General features: G+C 70.9%; 12 protein-coding genes. 10 read left to right on the top strand and 2 right to left on the bottom strand.

What is annotated here, in order from left to right; all coding sequences use genetic code 11:
• Positions 1–2 precede the first annotated feature (2 nt).
• The 5 genes from benC to HD557_RS04920 all read left to right on the top strand — a co-directional run bounded on the left by benC (position 3) and on the right by HD557_RS04920 (position 8,704).
• The gene (gene benC / locus HD557_RS04900; RefSeq protein WP_196873075.1) at positions 3–2,720 is read left to right on the top strand and encodes a benzoate 1,2-dioxygenase electron transfer component BenC; all 2,718 of its coding nucleotides are present in this window, start codon (positions 3–5) and stop codon (positions 2,718–2,720) included.
• Between the two features lie 69 nt (positions 2,721–2,789).
• Complete coding sequence (locus HD557_RS04905; protein ID WP_196873077.1) at positions 2,790–4,082, top strand: MFS transporter; 1,293 nt, start codon at positions 2,790–2,792, stop codon at positions 4,080–4,082.
• 19 nt (positions 4,083–4,101) lie between these two features.
• Complete coding sequence (locus HD557_RS28900; RefSeq protein ID WP_196873079.1) at positions 4,102–6,768, top strand: helix-turn-helix transcriptional regulator; 2,667 nt, start codon at positions 4,102–4,104, stop codon at positions 6,766–6,768.
• Positions 6,765–7,976, top strand: a complete 1,212-nt coding sequence (locus tag HD557_RS04915) for a benzoate/H(+) symporter BenE family transporter (protein WP_196873081.1) — start codon at positions 6,765–6,767, stop codon at positions 7,974–7,976. Before HD557_RS28900 ends, HD557_RS04915 begins: the two co-directional genes overlap by 4 nt.
• Positions 7,973–8,704, top strand: coding sequence for an alpha/beta hydrolase (locus HD557_RS04920; RefSeq protein ID WP_196873083.1), 732 nt, complete (start codon positions 7,973–7,975; stop codon positions 8,702–8,704). The genes HD557_RS04915 and HD557_RS04920 overlap by 4 nt, the downstream gene beginning before the upstream one ends.
• Here the strand turns inward: HD557_RS04920 and chrA are convergent.
• Entirely contained in the window at positions 8,691–10,055 is a 1,365-nt protein-coding gene (chrA, locus tag HD557_RS04925) for a chromate efflux transporter (protein ID WP_196873084.1), read from the bottom strand. The two genes, HD557_RS04920 and chrA, sit on opposite strands and share 14 nt — an antisense overlap.
• A 209-nt stretch (positions 10,056–10,264) precedes the next feature.
• On the opposite strand from chrA, the gene HD557_RS04930 reads away from it, so the two are divergent.
• The 5 genes from HD557_RS04930 to yicI all read left to right on the top strand — a co-directional run bounded on the left by HD557_RS04930 (position 10,265) and on the right by yicI (position 16,958).
• Positions 10,265–11,440: an ROK family transcriptional regulator gene (locus tag HD557_RS04930; protein ID WP_196873086.1), complete on the top strand. Its 1,176-nt coding sequence runs from the start codon at positions 10,265–10,267 to the stop codon at positions 11,438–11,440.
• 138 nt (positions 11,441–11,578) lie between these two features.
• Positions 11,579–12,904 (top strand): ABC transporter substrate-binding protein, encoded by a 1,326-nt coding sequence (locus HD557_RS04935; protein WP_008361965.1) that lies wholly within the window; start codon positions 11,579–11,581, stop codon positions 12,902–12,904.
• Between the two features lie 4 nt (positions 12,905–12,908).
• Positions 12,909–13,814 carry a carbohydrate ABC transporter permease gene (locus HD557_RS04940; RefSeq protein ID WP_196873088.1) on the top strand — a complete coding sequence of 302 codons (906 nt, stop codon included), beginning with the start codon at positions 12,909–12,911 and terminating at the stop codon, positions 13,812–13,814.
• Positions 13,811–14,668, top strand: coding sequence for a carbohydrate ABC transporter permease (locus tag HD557_RS04945; protein ID WP_196873090.1), 858 nt, complete (start codon positions 13,811–13,813; stop codon positions 14,666–14,668). The genes HD557_RS04940 and HD557_RS04945 overlap by 4 nt, the downstream gene beginning before the upstream one ends.
• 13 nt (positions 14,669–14,681) lie before the next feature.
• Positions 14,682–16,958 carry an alpha-xylosidase gene (gene yicI / locus HD557_RS04950; RefSeq protein WP_196873092.1) on the top strand — a complete coding sequence of 759 codons (2,277 nt, stop codon included), beginning with the start codon at positions 14,682–14,684 and terminating at the stop codon, positions 16,956–16,958.
• A 29-nt stretch (positions 16,959–16,987) separates the two neighbouring features.
• Here yicI and HD557_RS04955 read toward each other — a convergent pair whose 3' ends face one another.
• Positions 16,988–17,707 carry an MIP/aquaporin family protein gene (locus tag HD557_RS04955; protein ID WP_307785537.1) on the bottom strand — a complete coding sequence of 240 codons (720 nt, stop codon included), beginning with the start codon at positions 17,705–17,707 and terminating at the stop codon, positions 16,988–16,990.
• Positions 17,708–17,740: the final 33 nt, after the last annotated feature.

Below are 17,740 nucleotides of genomic sequence, written 5' to 3' on the forward strand. Positions count from 1 at the left end.
CGATGACTGCAACAGAGACCGAGCCCACGACCGGGGTCGCGACCCACCAGGTCGCACTGTCCTTCGAGGACGGCGTGACCCGGTTCATCACCGTCCGTGAGGACCAGACCGTCGCCGACGCGTCCTACCGGCAGCGGATCAACATCCCGCTGGACTGCCGCGACGGCGCCTGCGGGACCTGCAAGGCGCTGTGCGAGTCGGGGGAGTACGACGGCGGCACCTACATCGAGGACGCGCTGTCGGCGGCGGAGGCCGCCCAGGGGTACGCCCTGCCGTGCTCGATGAAGCCGCGCTCGGACCTCGCGCTGCAGATCGCCACCACCTCCGAGGTCGCCAAGACCGGCGCCGCGAGCTACACCGGCACCGTCGTCGGCCTGGACCGGCTGAGCCCGACCACGGTCGAGCTCTCCCTCGACATCCCCAACCGCGGCGACCTCGCCTTCCTGCCGGGTCAGTACGTCAACATCGCCGTCCCCGGCACCGAGGTCACCCGGTCGTACTCCTTCGCCAACGCCCCGCACGAGGAGCGGCTCGTCTTCCTGGTCAAGCTGACCGAGGGCGGCGCGATGTCGACCTGGCTGACCGAGCGCGCCGCCGTCGGCGACGAGGTCACCTTCACCGGGCCGAACGGCTCCTTCTTCCTGCGCGAGGCCCGCCGGCCGGTGCTGATGCTCGCCGGCGGCACCGGGCTCGCGCCGGTGCTCTCGATGCTGCGCCAGCTCGAGGTCGACGGCTGCGACCGCGGCGGCCGGCTGGTCTACGGCGTCAGCACCGACGACGATCTGGTCAAGCTCGACGAGGTCGGCGAGCTGATCGCGCGGCTGCCCGGGTTCAGCTGGGACCACTGCGTCTCCGACCCCGCCTCGACCGCGGCCAACAAGGGCTACGTGATGAGCCTGATCCGCGAGCAGGACCTGCACGACGGCGACGTCGCGATCTACCTGTGCGGCCCGCCGCCGATGGTCGAGGCGGTGCGTACGCACGTCGCCGGTGCCGGCATCGAGCCCACCGGGTTCTACTACGAGAAGTTCGCCCTCGCCGTCCCCGCTGCCGAGGCGTCAGCCCCGTCGGCCGAGGCGTCAGCCCCGTCGGCCGAGGCGTCACCTGTACGCATCGAGCTGGAGACACACCCCGAGGCACGGGCGATCGCGGGCCAGCAGATTCTCCCGGCGCTCGACCTCGGCCCCGCCGGATCGGCTGCCGCGGCTCGGGACGACGGAGATGTCGTACGCCGCATCGCCGGTCAGCTGGTCGCGCCCGCTCCCGCTGGTCGAGCCGCGAGCGCCAGCGAGCGTGTCGAGACCAACACGGTCGAGGACCTGATCGAGTCTCCCGAGGCGCGGGGTATCGGCGGTCAGGTGACGTTCGCTCGAGACGACTCTGTTGGTCTCGACACGCCTCCGCCTAGCGGCTCCGGCGGCTCGACCGGCGGGGACACCACTGCGGACGGCTACACGATCGGCGAGGAGCACCCGGACATCTCCGCGTCCGACGCGATCTTCGAGGCCCGGGCGGCGCTGGAGGTGGGGGCGCTCGACCTGACCATCGGGCGGCTCGACTCCCGGCAGCTGGCCGGCTACCGGCTGCTCGCCGAGTCGACCCTCCCGTACGTCGACGGCGACCGGTTCCTCGACGCCCACGGCTACACCGAGTCGAACGCGGCCTTCCACGACTACCTGTTCACCCTCACCGGCAACGGCCATCTGCTGGCCGCCTACCAGGCGCTCGGGGTCAAGGGCCGGATGGAGGACGTGCTGCGCAACGCCACCTGGTGCCACCCGCGGTGCGCCCAGGACCACCTCGACATCGTCGAGGCGTTCGAGCGCGGCGACCGGATCGCCGCCCGCGACCTGATCAAGGCCCACAGCGAGCGGTCCAAGGAGACGATGCGGCGCGCGATGGCGGAGTCGGCCGCCGCGACCAGGCCGAGGTTCATCACCCCGGGCCGGTTCGCCGGGCAGGTCGTGGTGGTCACCGGCGCGGCCCAGGGCATCGGCGCCCAGGTCGCCCGCCGGGTGGCCGCCGAGGGCGGCAAGGTCGTCCTCGCCGACCGCTCCCCGCTGGTCGCCGAGGTCACCGACGAGCTCACTGGCCAGGGCGCGAGCGCCAGCGCGGTCGAGTGCGACCTCGAGCGCTTCGAGGGCGCGGCCGCCCTCGTGGAGCGGGCAGTCGCGACGTACGGCCGGATCGACGTGCTGATCAACAACGTCGGCGGAGCGATCAATTTCAAGCCGTTCACCGAGTTCACCGCCGAGCAGATCGACGCCGAGATCACCCGCTCGCTGATGACCACGCTCTACGCCTGCCGGGCCGCTCTGCCGGGCATGGTCGAGCGCGGTCGCGGCGTGATCGTCAACGTTTCCTCGGCCGCGACCCGGGGCATCCACCGGATCCCGTACTCGGCCGCGAAGGGCGGGATCAACGCGATCACCGCCTCCCTCGCGCTGGAGTACGCCGGCGACGGCATCCGGGTCACCGCGACGGCCCCGGGAGGTACGGAGGCTCCGCCGCGCCGGATCTCCCGGGGCACACCAACGCCCAGGACGGAGACCGAGAAGGCGTGGTTCCAGGCCCACATCGACCAGACCCTCGAGACCTCACTGATGCACCGCTACGGCACGCTCGACGAGCAGGCCGCCGCGATCTGCTTCCTCGCCTCCGAGGAAGCCTCCTACATCACCGGCACGATCCTTCCCGTCGCCGGCGGTGACCTCGGCTGAGCCACCAGGTCCTCTCTCGGGGCCGTTCCCCCTTCGCGAGCGCGCTCGCGTCACCCATGGAGATCACCCATGCCCGACAACACCGAAAACACCGACCAAACCGCCCGGGCCACCACCGGGCGCCAGCTGTCCTGGGTCGTCGCGCTCTCCGCGCTGGCCCTGATGTTCGACGGCTACGACCTCGTGGTCTACGGCACGGTGCTGCCGACGCTCATGGCCGACCCCACCCAGATCGGGCAGCTCTCCGCGGGCCAGGCGGGCACGCTGGGCAGCTACGCCCTGATCGGCGTGCTGGTCGGGGCGCTGAGCGCGGGTGCGGTCAGCGACCGGATCGGCCGCCGCAAGGTCGTGCTCGCCAGCATCACCTGGTTCTCCCTCGGGATGGCCGCGACCGCGTTCGCGCCGTCGATCGCCGTCTTCGGCATCCTGCGCTTCCTCACCGGCATCGGGCTGGGCGCGATCCTGGCGACCGTGGGTGCCCTGGTCGCGGAGTTCGCGCCGCCGGAGCGGAAGAACCGGCTCAACGCGATCGTCTACAGCGGCATCCCCGCCGGTGGCGTGAGCGCCTCGCTGATGGCCCTGATCATCGACCCGAGCGGCTCCAACTGGCGGATCCTGATGGCGATCGGCGCCGCCCCGCTGGTCCTGTTGCTCCCGTTCGCCGTCGCCAAGCTGCCCGAGTCGCAGCTTTGGCTCGACTCGCGTGGCCGCGTCGCCGCGACCAGCACCCAGGAGGCGGTCGGCTTCGGTGCCGTGGCCCGCCGCCCGCTCGCCTTCCCGACCCTCGTGCTCGGCCTGATGAGCTTCTCCGGCCTGCTGCTGACCTACGGTCTCAACACCTGGCTGCCGAAGATCATGGAGGACAACGGCTACGGCAAGGCGTACGCGCTCACCTTCCTGCTGGTGCTCAACGGTGGCGCCATCATCGGCGGTCTCCTCGCCTCGTACGTCGCCGACCGCACCGGCGCCAAGAAGGTGGTCTCGACGACCTTCGTGCTCGCCGGCCTGATGCTCCTGCTGCTGCCCCTCGGGCTGCCGCTCGCCGTCCTGTTCCCAGCCGTCGCGATCGCCGGCGTCGGCACGATCGGCACCCAGGTGCTCATCTACGGGCTGGTCGCCAACTACTACCCGACCCGGGCCCGCGGCGCGGGCGTCGCCTGGTGCGCCGGGTTCGGCCGGCTCGGCGGGATCGTCGGGCCGATCATCGGCGGGGCACTCGTCGCTGCCGGTGTCGGCGGCACGACCGCCTTCCAGATCTTCGCGGGTGTCGCGGTGCTCGGTGCGGTGGTCACCGTGGCGGTGCCGCGCTCCCCGCAGGAGACCGTCATGGACGTCGCGCTCGAGGAAGGCCTGCCCGCGTGAGGAGGCCTAGGGTGTGACCGTGCTCATAGAGAGAGCTGGGTGTGTCGGTCGCGAGGACGAGCTCGTCGAGCTCACCTCGCGGCTGGCCCTGGCTCGCACCGAAGGCTCCGCCGCCGTCCTGGTCCTCGGGGACCCGGGACTGGGCAAGACCGCGCTGCTGCGTGGCCTGGCGGACCGGGTCGCGACGCCGGCCCTGACGGCCCGCGCGGGTGCCTGGGAGCAGGACTGCCCCGGCTCGGTGCTGCGCCAGCTGCTCGGTGAAGAGCCACCGGACGACGCGGTCGCCGCGGCCGACACCCTGATCGCACGAGCCCTGGCCGAGTATGCAGGGGAGTCCGGTCTCGTCCTGGTCGACGACGCCGACCTCGCCGACACGCTCTCGCTGCAGGCGATCGCCTCCGCGCTGCGCCGCCACCACGACGCACCGGTGCTGGTGGTGCTGGCGGCCACCCGCAGCACCCCGTTCCTCGGCGAGATCGCCGCCGAGACCGTACGCATCGAGGGGCTGGACGCGACCGCGGTCGGCGAGCTCGCGGCACTGCGCGGACGGGTCCTGCACCCGGCGATGGCCGAGGTCCTCACCCGCCACACCGCCGGCAGCCCGCGCGACGCGGTCGCCCTGCTCGACGAGCTCCCGCCGAGCCGCTGGGCGCGGCCGGACACCCAGCTGCCCGCCCCCGTCCACGTACGCGACGAGGTCCAGCTCGCGCTCGCCGGCTGCGGTGCCGACGGGCGCGCCCTCGCCGAGGCCTTCGCGATCCTCGGGGAGGACGCGTCGCTGGGTCAGGCGGCGACCCTCGCCGGCCTCGACGACCCGCTGTCCGCGGTCGACGCCCTGGCCGCGGCCGGGCTGATCGAGACCACCCGCGACCACCGCCCCCGATGGCGTACGCCGCTGGTCGGCGTCGCCGTGCTGGGCACGATGGGCGCCCGCCGGGCCGCCGACGCCCACCAGCGGGCGGCCGCGATCGTCGACGACGAGGTCCGACGGGCCCGGCATCTCGTCGCCGCGACCCCGGTGCCCGACGCCGAGCTCGCCGACGAGGTCGCCCGACTGGCGCAGCGACGGGGCGACGAGGGTGCCTGGGCGCAGGCGGCGGCCCTCTACCGCGACGCCAGCCGCCTCACCGAGGACCCGGTATGCCGCGACGACCGGCTGATCCGCTCGGTCGACGCGCTGGTCGCGGCGGGCGACGGCATGGGCGCCGCGGCGCTGGTGCCCGTGGTCGAGAGCCTGCGCGAGACGCCGCTGCGCGACGCGGTGCTCGCCTACCTGGCGATCCTGCGCGGCCGCGCCACCGAGGCCGAGGTGCGCCTCGCGCGCGCCTGGGACATCGTCAACGCCGACCGCGAGCCCGAGACCGCCGCGCTGATCGCCACCCGCCGGGTGCTGCACTCGCTGGCCCTGTGTCGCGGCGAGGAGCTGGTCTCCTGGGCCGACCGGGCGATCTCGCTGGCCGGACGTGACTCGGCCGCGGGCGTCGAGGCGGCGGCGATCCGCGGGCTCGGGCTGGCGATGGCCGGCCGGTTCGAGGAGGCCCACGAGGCCTACGCCCTGGCCGCCCGTCGCGTCGGCCACAGCGCCCAGACCCAGCGGGTCACGATGGGCCGTGGCTGGCTCGACGTGCTCGCCGACGAGCCCGACGAGGCCCGTAGCCGGCTGGAGGGGGTCACCGACCCGAGGATCCTCGGCGGCTCGACCCGGATCGCGATGTGGGCGCTGGCCTGGCTGGCGCGGGTGCAGTTCCTGACCGGCGAGGGCGACGCGGCCCTGCAGACGGTCGCCGCCGGGCGAGCGCTCGCGACGACCTCGGGCATCGCCCTGGTCACGCCCTTGCTGGAGTGGACCGCCACCGAGACCCACCTGCTGCGCGGCAGCTGGGAGGAGGCCGCCCGCACCGCCCGCGCCGCCGAGATCGGCGCCCAGGGCTACGAGATCATGCGGGTCCCCGCGCTCCTCGCCCGCGCCCACATCGCCGAGGCGCGCAGCGACTTCCGCGCCGTCCTCCGCATCCTCGAGCCGCTCACCCACGCCCCGGCCGGCAGCGCCCTGACCGAGCCGGCCATCTGGCCCTGGGCCGAGACGTACGCCGCCGCGCTGGTCGCGGAGGGCCGGCTCGACGAGGCCGACGAGTTCCTGCGCCCGCACGAGACCCGCGCCCGGGAGGAGCAGCACCGCTCAGCCCAGGCCAGGCTGGCCACCGCCCGCGGCCGCTGGTACGGCGCCCGCGGCGATCTGGCCGGGGTCCGCGACACCTTCGACCGCGCCCTCGAGCTGCTCGACGGGCTGCCGCTGCGCTACGAGCGCGCCCGGGTGACCTTCGCCTACGGCCAGGCGCTGCGCCGTGCCGGCCGCCGCCGCGACGCCGAGGCGCTGCTCTCCTCCGCCCGCGACCTGTGGGACGGCCTGGGCGCGACGATGTACGTCGACGCGGCCGAGCGCGAGCTGCGCGCCGGGGGAGTGCGGGCACCGCGCGGCCGGCGAGGCCCGGTGGACCTGACCCCGCAGGAGGAGACCGTCGCCGAGATGGTCGCCTCGGGCCTCTCCAACCGCGAGGTCGCCGCCCAGCTGTTCGTCTCGCCCAAGACCGTGCAGTACCACCTGACCCGCATCTACGCGAAGCTCGGCGTCCGCAGCCGGACCGAGCTCGCGGCGATGGCGGCCGAGCCGACGGAGGAGCCTTGAGCACCGACCTCGACGTCCGGGACGCCCCGACAGGCCTGAGGCGAGACCTCGGCCGCCACGAGCTGGTCAACGGCTTCATCGGCTTCCTGTTCTCCTGCACCGGCCCGGTCGCGGTGATCCTGGCCGTCGGCCAGGGCGCCGGCCTCTCCGCCGGTGTCGTCGCCTCCTGGGTGAGCGTGGTCTTCTGCCTCAACGGTGTGCTGACGATCGTCGCCTCGCGCTGGAGCCGGCAGCCGCTGGTCTACTTCTGGACCATCCCCGGCACCGTGGTCGTCGGCCAGGCGATGGCCGCCGGCACCACGTGGCCGGAGGCGGTCGGCGGGTTCGTCATGGCCGCGGTCCTGCTGGTCGCGCTGGCCCTGACCCGGCAGGTCGACCGGGTGATGCACCTGCTGCCGATGCCGATCGTGATGGCGATGGTCGCCGGGGTGTTCCTCCGCTTCGGCACCGACCTGGTCCTCGCGGTCGACCGCGACGTGGCGGTCGCCGGGCCGATGGTGGCCGCCTTCGTCGCGGTCAGCGCGATCCCACGGCTTGCGCGCTGGCTCCCCGCGGTGCTGGTGGCGCTGGCCGTCGGCGCGGTCGCGGTGAGCCTCGCGGACCGGCCCGCCGTCGAGGTCTCCGGCCGCTGGGTCGTCGACCCGGTCTGGACGACACCCGTCTTCACCGGGTCCGCGTTCGTCGAGCTCACCATCCCGCTGCTGATCACCGTCCTGGTCGTCCAGAACGGCCAGGGCATGGCCGTCCTGCGCGCCGCCGGTCACGACCCGCGGATGAACCAGGTGACCGGCTGGTGCGGGGTGACGTCGCTGGTCGCGGCCCCGTTCGGCGGGGTGTCCACCTGCCTGGCCGGGCCGACCAACGCGCTGGTCACCGCCTCGGGGGAGCGGCGGCGGCACTATGCCGCGGCGGTCTGGTGCGGCGTACTGGCGATCGGGTTCGGACTGCTCGCCCCGGGCATGGTCCGGGTCATCACCACCATGCCCGAGGCGTACGTCGCCGCGCTCGGCGGCCTCGCCATGCTCAAGCCGCTCCAGGGTGCCTTCCAGACCGCCTTCAGCGGGCCTCACGTCACCGGCGCGCTGGTCACCTTCCTGGTGACCGTCGCCGACATCACCGTCCTCAACATCGGCTCAGCCTTCTGGGGGCTGGTGGTCGGTGTCGCGGTCAGCATCCTGCTCGACCGCACCAGCAAGGAGAATCCATGACCACGACCGACACCACCTACCCCGACGCGACGATGCGCTACGGCGCCACCGCCCGCCAGGTCGCCGACGTCTTCGAGCCGGCGGAGGCGACCGACTCGCTCGTCCTGCTGCTCCACGGCGGGATGTGGCGCGACTCCGACCGGATCCGCACCTGGGCGGCCGGCCGGGCGCTGGCCGACGCGGGTCACCTGACCGCCACGGTGGAGTACCGGCACGGCCCGGGCCAGTGGCGGCAGGCCTTCGAGGACGTCGAGACGGCGATCGAGTCGATCCAGCTCAGCGGCCGGGAGTGGACGATCCACAACGACGCACCCCGCCGGATCACCCTGGTCGGACACTCCTCCGGCGGTCAGCTCGCGCTCTGGGCCGCCTCGCGCCCGGGCACCCTGGTCACCGGGGTCGTCGCCCTGGCTCCTGCCGCGGCGCTGGCCGCGATGAGCGAGGACGGACTCGGCGACGGGGCTGTCGAGGAGTTCCTCGGGGGCACCCCGGCGCAAGCCCCCGAGGCGTACGCCGCCGCCGACCCGCTCGCCCTCGCTCCTCGGGTCCCGGTACGGGTCCTCCACGGCGCCGCCGACACCCTGATCCCGCTCGCGATCTCCGAGCGCTACGCGGCAGCACACCCCGGCGTACGTCTCGAGGTGGTCGACGGCGTGGACCACGCCGCCTGGGGCGACCCGGCCTCGCCGGCCTGGCCGCACCTGCTCACCGCGGTCAGAGAGGGATGAGGGTCGAGGCCAGCCCGAGCAGCGCGCAGACACCGAGGGTGCGCAGGGTGGACCACTTGCGCCAGAACATGAGCGCGATCGCGACCGCCGTGATCGCGAACGCGACCGGGTCCCACGAGGACAGCACCGGGAGGTCGAGGTCGACCGGGCCCCACGCGAGCGTGCGGGAGCGGTCGAAGAGGGTGTGCAGCGCGAAGAACAGCGCGAGGTTGGCGATCACGCCGACCACCGCCGCGGTGATGCCGGTGAGCGCCGCGGTGAGGTGGTGGTTGTTCCGGAGCCGCTCGACGTAGGGCGCGCCGTGGAAGATGAACAGGAAGCAGGGCACGAAGGTCACCCAGGTCACCAGCAGCGAGGCGATCACGGCGGCGACCCAGGGGTCGAGCGAGCCGGGGTTGCGGTAGGCGCCCACGAAGGCGACGAACTGGACGACCATGATCAGCGGCCCCGGCGTGGTCTCGGCGAGCGCGAGACCGCGGACCATCTCGCCGGCCTTCAACCAGCCGAAGACGTTGACGGCCTGGTGGGCGACGTAGGCCAGCACCGCGTACGCGCCGCCGAAGGTGACCACGGCGGCACCCGAGAAGAACAGGCCCATGTCCACGAACACGCTGTCGCGGCTGAACACGATCGCCGCCAACGCCACCGGAGCGAACCAGAGCACCAGCCCGAGCACGAGGATCTTCAGGCCGCGGACCTTTGAGGGGGCGTCATGGTGCAGGGCGTCGTCGCTGATCAGCGGCTCCGGACCGTCGTCGCTGCCGCCGTGGCCCTTGCTCCGGGTGAAGGCGGGGACCCGGGTGCCGACCAGCCAGCCGAGCAGGCCGGCCACGAAGATCACGATCGGGAACGGCACCTTGAAGACGGTCAGCGCGAGGAACGAGGCGACCGCCATCGCCACCAGGATCGGATGGTGCAGGGCTCGTGTGCCGACGCGCTGCACGGCCTGGACCACGATCGCGATGACCGCGGGGGCGAGACCGGCGAACAGCCCGGTCACGACCGCGGTCGATCCGGCGCCGACGTACAGCGCCGAGAGGGCGAGCAGGGCGACGACGCCGGGGAGCACGAACAGGATCCCGGCGATCAGCCCACCGAGGGTGCCGTTGAGCAGCCAGCCGACGTAGATGGCCAGCTGTTGGGCCTCGGGGCCGGGCAGCAGCATGCAGTAGTTCAGCGCATGCAGGAACCGCTGCTGGCCGATCCAGCGCTTCTCGTCCACCAGCTTGTGCTGCATGACCGCGATCTGGCCGGCGGGGCCGCCGAACGTCTGCAGGGAGATCGCGAACCAGGCGCGCGTCGCCTCACGCAACGGGATCACGTCGCGAGCGCGGGTCTTCTCGGAGGTCATGGGGTGTCCGTTTCCGTGAGCGTGGTCCGTCGTGCGTGGTGTGGACGGCGTCGAACATCGGGGCGGTGAGCTCGACGACATCATCGTCGTTCCCCACCACTCGTCGGGATCGGGGGGTGTGGTCCGCGTTCGCTGCGACCATTCCGGGGCGATCATCCGTTGATTGTTCGACTAACGAACAAAAGGCTTCCCGGTGGTAGTGTCGCTCCATGACGAGCCAGACGACGGAGGACCTGCGTCGGCGCAACCTCTCGCGGGTGTTGACCTTGCTTCATGAGGAGGGCGCGAGGTCGCGAGCCGAGTTGACCCGAGAGGTCGGTCTCAGCAGATCGACGATGGCCGGGGTGGTCGCCGACCTGGTCGGCCTGGGGCTGGTCACCGAGTCGACACCGGCTCTGACGGGTGGAGCGGGTCGGCCCAGCGGCGTCGTTCGGCTGGCCGAGGACGTCGTCGCGGTTGCGGTCAACCCGGAGGTCGACGCGGTTCATGTCGGCCTCGTCGGCCTGGGCGGGCGAGTCGTCAAGCACGTCCGCATCGAGACCCCGGACACCGAGGTGGCCACCGTCGTGGGGCTCGCGGCGGCGACGGTCCGGGGCATGCTGGCCGGCGACTCGGCGCGGGTGCTGGGCCTTGGGCTCGCCATCCCTGGTCAGGTGCGTATCGGCGATGGTGTCGTGCGCCAGGCCACTCATCTCGGCTGGAGCGAGGTGCCGATCGTCGACGAGGTCACCAAGGCCACGGGGCTGCGCTCCTGGGCGGCCAATGCTGCCACGCTCGCGATGCGTGCGGAGAGTCGGTTCGGTGCCGGAAAAGGCGTCGCTGACCTGGTCTATCTCATCGGCGGGGCAAGCGGTGTCGGCGGTGGGGCGGTGGTGGCGGGACGGCTCCTGACCGGTGCTGCCGGCTACGCCGGCGAGTTCGGGCACACCGTCGTGCGGCCCGGGGGAGCGCGGTGTCACTGTGGCGCCGCAGGCTGTCTCGAGGCCGAGGTCGACCAGGCCACTCTGCTCGCCGCCGTAGGTCTGGGCGCGGCCGACGCCGGACGCCTCGGCCACGAGTTGACCGAGCGGCTGTCCGGGCAGCGGGGCGAGGATCCTGATAGCGCCCTCGCGGACCTGGTCGAGGAACTTGCCGGCCTGCTCGCGGTCGCGGTGCGCAATGCTGTCAACGTGCTCAACCCGCAGGCCATCGTCCTCTCCGGGTTCCTCGCCGCGTTGCGGGATGCGGCGCCCGTCGACCTGATCGGCGACGCGGTCGCCTCCATCCGCGAGGGCGTCGAGGTGCGCGACGCGGCGCTCGGGGAGGAGCAGCTGATGATCGGGGCCGCCGAGCTGGTCTGGGCGGAGCTGCTTGCAGACCCGGCCGGCTTTCTGCTGGGCGGCTGAGCGCCGCGTACAAAACCTCCGGGCGCGACGGAGATTTGGCTTTGTTGTGCCTTGCGTCACACTGAGACCCGCGTTATGTTCTGGTCTCGAACAAATATCGGCGGTGCGTCGGAGGACCGCCAGACGAGGAGGTACGCCATGCGCAGCACGAGATGTGCGCTCGGTGCCGTCATGCTCGCCGGAGCGCTGGCCATGAGCGCTTGCGGCGGCTCGAGCACGAGCTCGGACAGTGGTGACGTCGACACGAACGTCGACGGAAAGGGTCGCACGCTCACGCTGTGGCACTACGAGGACGAGTCCAGTGCCATGGGTGTGGCCTGGGCCGCCGCGATCGAGGAGTTCGAGAAGGAGACCGGAGCGAAGGTCGAGTTCGAGGCCAAGGCCTTCGAGCAGGTCCGCACCACTGCCAGCCAGGTGCTCAACTCCGACAAGGCGCCGGACCTGATGGAGTACAACAAGGGCAACGCCACCGCCGGCCTCCTCGCCAGCCAGGGCCTGCTGACCAACCTCGACGGTGCCGTCGAGGCCTACCAGTGGGACGACAAGCTGGCGCCGAGCCTGCAGACCACCGCGACGTACGACGACAAGGGCGTGATGGGGTCGGGCGGCTACTTCGGCATCCCGAACTATGGCGAGTACGTCGAGTTCTACTACAACGAGGATCTCTTCGAGAAGCACGGCGTCAAGGTGCCCACCACCTTCGCAGAGCTCGAGGAGGCGATGGCCGCGTTCGAGGCCAAGGGCATCACTCCGCTGGCCGAGTCGGCCGCCGAGTACCCGCTCGGCCAGCTCTGGTACCAGCTGGCGATGACGAAGGCCGACCGTGACTGGGTCACCGCCTACCAGACCTACACCGAGAAGGTCGACTTCACCGGCCCCGAGATCAGCTACGCGACCCAGACGATCAAGGACTGGGTCGACAAGGGCTACATCTCCAAGAGTGCGACCGGCCTGAAGGCCGAGGACGCCGGTGTCGACTTCATCAACGGTGAGGCGCCGATGTTCTTCTCCGGCAGCTGGTGGTACGGCCGGATCGTCGAGGAGGCGAAGTTCAACTGGAGCACCGGGCTGTTCCCCGGGGCCGAGATGTCGCCCGGCTCCTCCGGCAACCTGTGGGTCGTGCCGACCAAGGCCGAGGAGAAGGACCTGGCCTACAAGTTCATCGACATCACCATGAGCCCGAAGATCCAGAACCTGATGGGCAACAACGGTGGGGTGCCGGTCGCCGCCGACGCCGAGGCGATCACGGACGAGAAGAGCAAGGAGCTCATCGCCAACTTCAACACCCTCACCGAGCAGGACGGTCTGGGCTTCTATCCCGACTGGCCGACCCCGACGTTCTACGACGAGCTCAACGCGGGTCTGCAGGAGGTCGTCAACGGCACCAAGACGCCTGAGGCGGTCGACGAGGAGCTCGGCGGGCTCTATCAGGACGGCGTCGACAGCGTCACCGGCGGCTCCTGACCCGATGAACTCCTCGAGGGCCCGCACGGGCTACTGGTGGTATCTCCTGCCGGGGATGCTGCTGGTGACAGCGATCGTGGTCGTCCCGCTGGCGATGAACATCTACTACAGCTTCACCTTCTACCGCGGCATCCTCCCGCCGCAGTGGATCGGACTGGAGAACTGGCAGCGGCTCTTCTCGGACGCCAAGTTCTGGACGTCGTTCCGCAACAGCATCGCCATGATCGTGGCGATGGTGGTGGCGCCGACGCTGCTGGGACTGGTCATCGCCTCGGTGCTCTTCGACCTCGTCGGGAAGCGGTTCGGCGGCAAGGTGGCGAGCTTCCTGCGGGCCACCTACTACATCCCCCAGATCATCCCGATCGTCGTCGCGGCCATCGTGATCGGCTGGATCGCGCGCCCCGACGACGGGGCCTTCAACTCGATCCTCGCCACGGTCGGACTCGACCGGGCCCAGCAGAACTGGCTCGGCGATCCGACCTGGGCGCTGCCGACCATCATGGTGGTGCTGATCTGGGTGCAGATCGGCTATCCGGTGGTCGTCTTCATGGCCGCGCTCGCCCGGGTCGACCCCGAGCTCTACGAGGCCGCCGAGCTCGACGGCGCCAACTGGTGGCACCGGTTCCGGGCGATCACGGTCGCCGTCATCCGCCCGGAGATCTTCGTGGTGGTCCTGACCTGCACGATCGCGGCGCTGAAGGTCTTCGCGCCGGTCTACGCCCTCACCCGGGGTGGGCCGGGCACCTCCACGATCGTGCCGAGCTACTACTCCTACAGCGAGTTCTTCCAACGTACGCAGGTGGGCTACGGCGCAACGATCTCGACCGCCCTGACCGTGGTGATCGTTGCCGTCTCGATGGTCTTCCTGGTGGCCCAGCGACGCGCCGAGCAGGCCGAGGAGGTCCGATGAGTGGCCGGAGGACTGGCCGGAGGACTGGCCGGAGGAACCGGCCGCTGGACTGGGTGCTGCTCGCGCTCGCGGTGCTCGGCGCGCTGGTCGTGGTGGCTCCGCTGCTGCTGATCGTGCTCAACTCGTTCAAGTCGCCCGACGACTACAACCAGGGTGGCCCGCTGCAGCTCCCGTCGCACCTCTACTTCGACGGCCTGGCAAGGTTCTGGGAGGCGTCCGACTTCCCGACGAAGCTGTGGAACAGCATCTTCATCTCTTCGATGGTCGCGGTGCTCGGGGTGCTGGTCTCGCTGTTCAACGCCTATGCCCTCGGCATCGGCCGGGCTCGGGGCAGGTTGCCGCTGCTCGTGGTGTTTCTGCTGGCCAACATGCTGCCGCAGGAAGCCCTGCTCTATCCGCTCTACACCATGTCGAAGGCGGTCGGTCTCTACGACAGCCAGTGGTCGGTGATCATCATCTTCACCGTCATCCAGAGCGCGTTCGGCACCTATCTGCTCACCAGCGTCTACAGCGGGTTCCCGCGGGAGCTGCTCGAGGCCGCCGAGATCGACGGCGCCGGCCGCTGGCGCTCGCTGTGGCAGGTGGTCGTCCCGGTCTCGTGGCAGACGCTGTCGGTACTGCTGATCTTCTTCTTCATCTGGACCTGGAACGAGTTCTTGATCCCGACGACGTTCCTGGTCAGCAACGACAAGCAGACCGTGCCCCTCGCGGTGGCCGCGCTCCAGGGCGAGAGGCTGATGGACGTCACCACCACCAGTGCCTCGGCGTTGCTCGGCCTGATCCCCACGCTCGTCTTCTTCCTCATCTTCCAGCGCACGCTCACTCGCGGGGTCACCGCCGGAGCGGTCAAGTGAGAAAGGCTCATCTGTGAAGTTCACCGACGGTTTCTGGCGCACCCTGCCCGGGGTCGAGATGCTCTACGCCAAGCAGGCCTACGACATCGAGGCGAGTGACGACACCGTGGTCGTCACCGCGCCGACGAAGGTCATCGAGTCCCGCGGCGACACCCTCAACCGACCGACCCTGACGGTCACCCTCAGCTCGCCGTCGGACGGCATCATCGGCGTACGCATCGAGCATCTGCGCGGCGCCCGCAAGCCCCGCGGGTTCGAGCTGATCGGGGCCGAGGAAGGCGCCGCGAAGGCCACCACGACCGAGGCGGGTGGGGTGCTGCGCAGCGGGCCTCTGCAGGCGACCGTCGCCGCCGGGGCACCCTGGGACCTGCGTTTCGAGGCCGACGGCACGGTGCTCACCCGCAGTGGGGAGCGGTCGGTCGGCTACGCCGCCACCGCCGGGGAGACGTACGTCCACGAGCAGCTCACGCTCGGGGTGGGTGAGCTCGTCTACGGGCTCGGTGAGCGGTTCGGGCCGCTGGTGAAGAACGGGCAGACGGTCGAGGTGTGGAACGCCGACGGCGGCACGTCCAGCGACCAGGCGTACAAGAACGTCCCGTTCTATCTCACCAACCGCGGCTACGGGGTGCTGGTCAACCACTCGGGAAAGGTCTCCTTCGAGATCGGCAGCGAGGCGGTCGAGCGGGTGCAGTTCTCGGTGCCGGGGGAGAGCCTGGAGTATTTCGTCATCTACGGTCCGACCCCTGAGCAGATCCTGGAGCGCTACACCGCGCTCGTCGGGCGGCCGGCGCGGGTGCCGGCATGGAGCTATGGACTGTGGCTCTCGACGAGCTTCACCACCGACTACGACGAGGACACCGTCAGCGGGTTCCTGGACGCGATGGCCGAGCGTCGGCTGCCGCTGTCGGTGTTTCATTTCGACTGCTTCTGGATGCGCGAGTTCAACTGGTGCGACTTCGAGTGGGACCCGCGCACCTTCCCCGATCCCGACGGGATGCTCGAACGCCTGCACACCGAGCGTGACCTGCGGGTATGTGTCTGGATCAATCCCTACATCGCGCAGCGCTCACCGCTCTTCGACGAGGCGGCCGGTCTCGGCTATCTGGTACGCCGCGAGAACGGGGAGGTCTGGCAGTGGGACATGTGGCAGGCCGGGATGGGGTTGGTCGACTTCACCAATCCCGGAGCCGTCGAGTGGTTCCAGGCGAAGCTGCGCCGGCTGATCGGGCAGGGGGTCGACTGCTTCAAGACCGACTTCGGTGAGCGGATCCCGACCGACGTCGTCTACCACGACGGCTCCGATCCGGTACAGATGCACAACTGGTACACCCAGCTCTACAACCAGGCCGTGCACGACGTCCTGGTCGAGGAACGCGGGGAGGGCGAGGCGATCCTCTTCGCCCGTTCGGCCACCGTCGGTGGCCAGCGGCTGCCGGTGCACTGGGGCGGTGACAGCACCTCGACCTACGAGTCGATGGCCGAGACGCTGCGCGGTGGGTTGTCGCTCGCGCTGAGCGGGTTCGGCTTCTGGAGCCACGACATCGGAGGGTTCGAGGGCACGCCCGATGCCGGCGTGTTCAAGCGCTGGGCCGCGTTCGGACTGCTCTCCAGCCACTCCCGGCTGCACGGCAGCGGCTCCTACCGGGTGCCGTGGACCTTCGACATCGACCCGGTCACCGGTGTCGTCGACGAAGGGCCGCAGAGCGCCGTCGCGGTGACCAGGCGATTCACCGAGCTCAAGCTCTCGCTGATGCCCTATCTGTACGCTGCCGGGCTGGCCGCCAGCACCCGGGGCGTACCGCTGATGCGTCCCCTCGCCCTGGCCTTCCCCGACGATCCCGGCAGTGCCTACGTCGACCGGCAGTATCTACTCGGACCGGACCTCCTCGTCGCACCGGTGTTCTCCGCCGACGGGTCCGTCGACGTCTACCTGCCACCGGGTAGCTGGACCGACTGGTGGACCGGCCAGGTCGTCTCCGGCGGCGGATGGCGCCGGGAGCAGCACGACTTCTCGTCGCTTCCGCTCTACGTACGCTCCGGAGCTGTCATTCCCGTCGGCGCCCGCACCGATCGGCCCGACTACGACTATCTGGACGATCTCGTGCTGCGGATCTTTCCAGGGCTCGAGCCCGGGCAGCGACGTGTGGTCGAGGTGGTCACGCCGTCGGGGGCGGTGGGGGAGTACGAGGTGGTGATGGGAGCCGACATGCGCCCGGTGGTGACCGCCACCTCCACCGCGCCGTGGCGGGTGGAGGTGGTCGGGCCGGACCCGGGGCAGACGGTGGTGTAGCCGATGCCCCGGCAGCCACTGGCTCGTGCTCAGGCGCCGCTGCCGACGACGTCGTCGGCACGGTCGCCGGCGTCGGCGTCGGGGTAGAGAACCAGGACCAGGAGCACCCCGACAACGAGACCGACGAGCTGCGCGAGGACGAACGGGGCGACCGAACCGGGCGCGATGCCGGCGAAGGTGTCGGAGAAGACCCGGCCGATCGTGACCGCCGGGTTGGCGAACGAGGTGGAGCTGGTGAACCAGTAGGCGGCGCCGATGTAGCCGCCGACCGCGGGCGCCGCGAGAGCGCCGCGGTCGCTGCGTACGAGGGCGAAGATCAGCGCCACCAGGCCGGCGCTGGCGACAACCTCGGCCACCAGGTGGCCGCCGGTGGCGCGGTCCTTCGTCGAGATCGCCTGGTCGACGTCGAACATGACGTTGGCGAGCGCGGCACCCCCGACCGCGCCGAGGATCTGGGCGACCGCGTAGGCGCCCACCTCGGCGAGCGAGAGCCCCGTCCCTGCGCGGCGGCCGAGGAACCAGTCGGCGAGCGAGACGACCGGGTTGAAGTGCGCGCCCGAGACCGGGCCGAACATCAGGATCAGCGCGGCCAGCCCGAAGACGGTCGCCATCGAGTTCTCCAGGAGCTGCAGGCCGATGTCGTCGGGGGAGAGCTGCTGCGCGGCGATGCCGGAGCCGACGACGACGGCCACGAGCAGCGCACTGCCCAGGAGCTCGGCCAGCAGGCGGCGCGGAAGGGAGGAGGTCACGTCAGCATTCTTGACTTCCCGAGATTGCTCAGT

The sequence above is a fragment of the Nocardioides luteus genome (assembly GCF_015752315.1).
In the GTDB taxonomy this organism is placed as follows: domain Bacteria; phylum Actinomycetota; class Actinomycetes; order Propionibacteriales; family Nocardioidaceae; genus Nocardioides.

Coding starts and splice junctions, on each gene's coding strand:
- benC (WP_196873075.1), top strand. CDS start 3: ATGACTGCAACAGAGACCGAGCCCACGACCGGGGTCGCGACCCACCAG.
- HD557_RS04905 (WP_196873077.1), top strand. CDS start 2,790: ATGCCCGACAACACCGAAAACACCGACCAAACCGCCCGGGCCACCACC.
- HD557_RS04920 (WP_196873083.1), top strand. CDS start 7,973: ATGACCACGACCGACACCACCTACCCCGACGCGACGATGCGCTACGGC.
- chrA (WP_196873084.1), bottom strand. CDS start 10,055: ATGACCTCCGAGAAGACCCGCGCTCGCGACGTGATCCCGTTGCGTGAG.
- HD557_RS04930 (WP_196873086.1), top strand. CDS start 10,265: ATGACGAGCCAGACGACGGAGGACCTGCGTCGGCGCAACCTCTCGCGG.
- HD557_RS04935 (WP_008361965.1), top strand. CDS start 11,579: ATGCGCAGCACGAGATGTGCGCTCGGTGCCGTCATGCTCGCCGGAGCG.
- HD557_RS04940 (WP_196873088.1), top strand. CDS start 12,909: ATGAACTCCTCGAGGGCCCGCACGGGCTACTGGTGGTATCTCCTGCCG.
- HD557_RS04945 (WP_196873090.1), top strand. CDS start 13,811: ATGAGTGGCCGGAGGACTGGCCGGAGGACTGGCCGGAGGAACCGGCCG.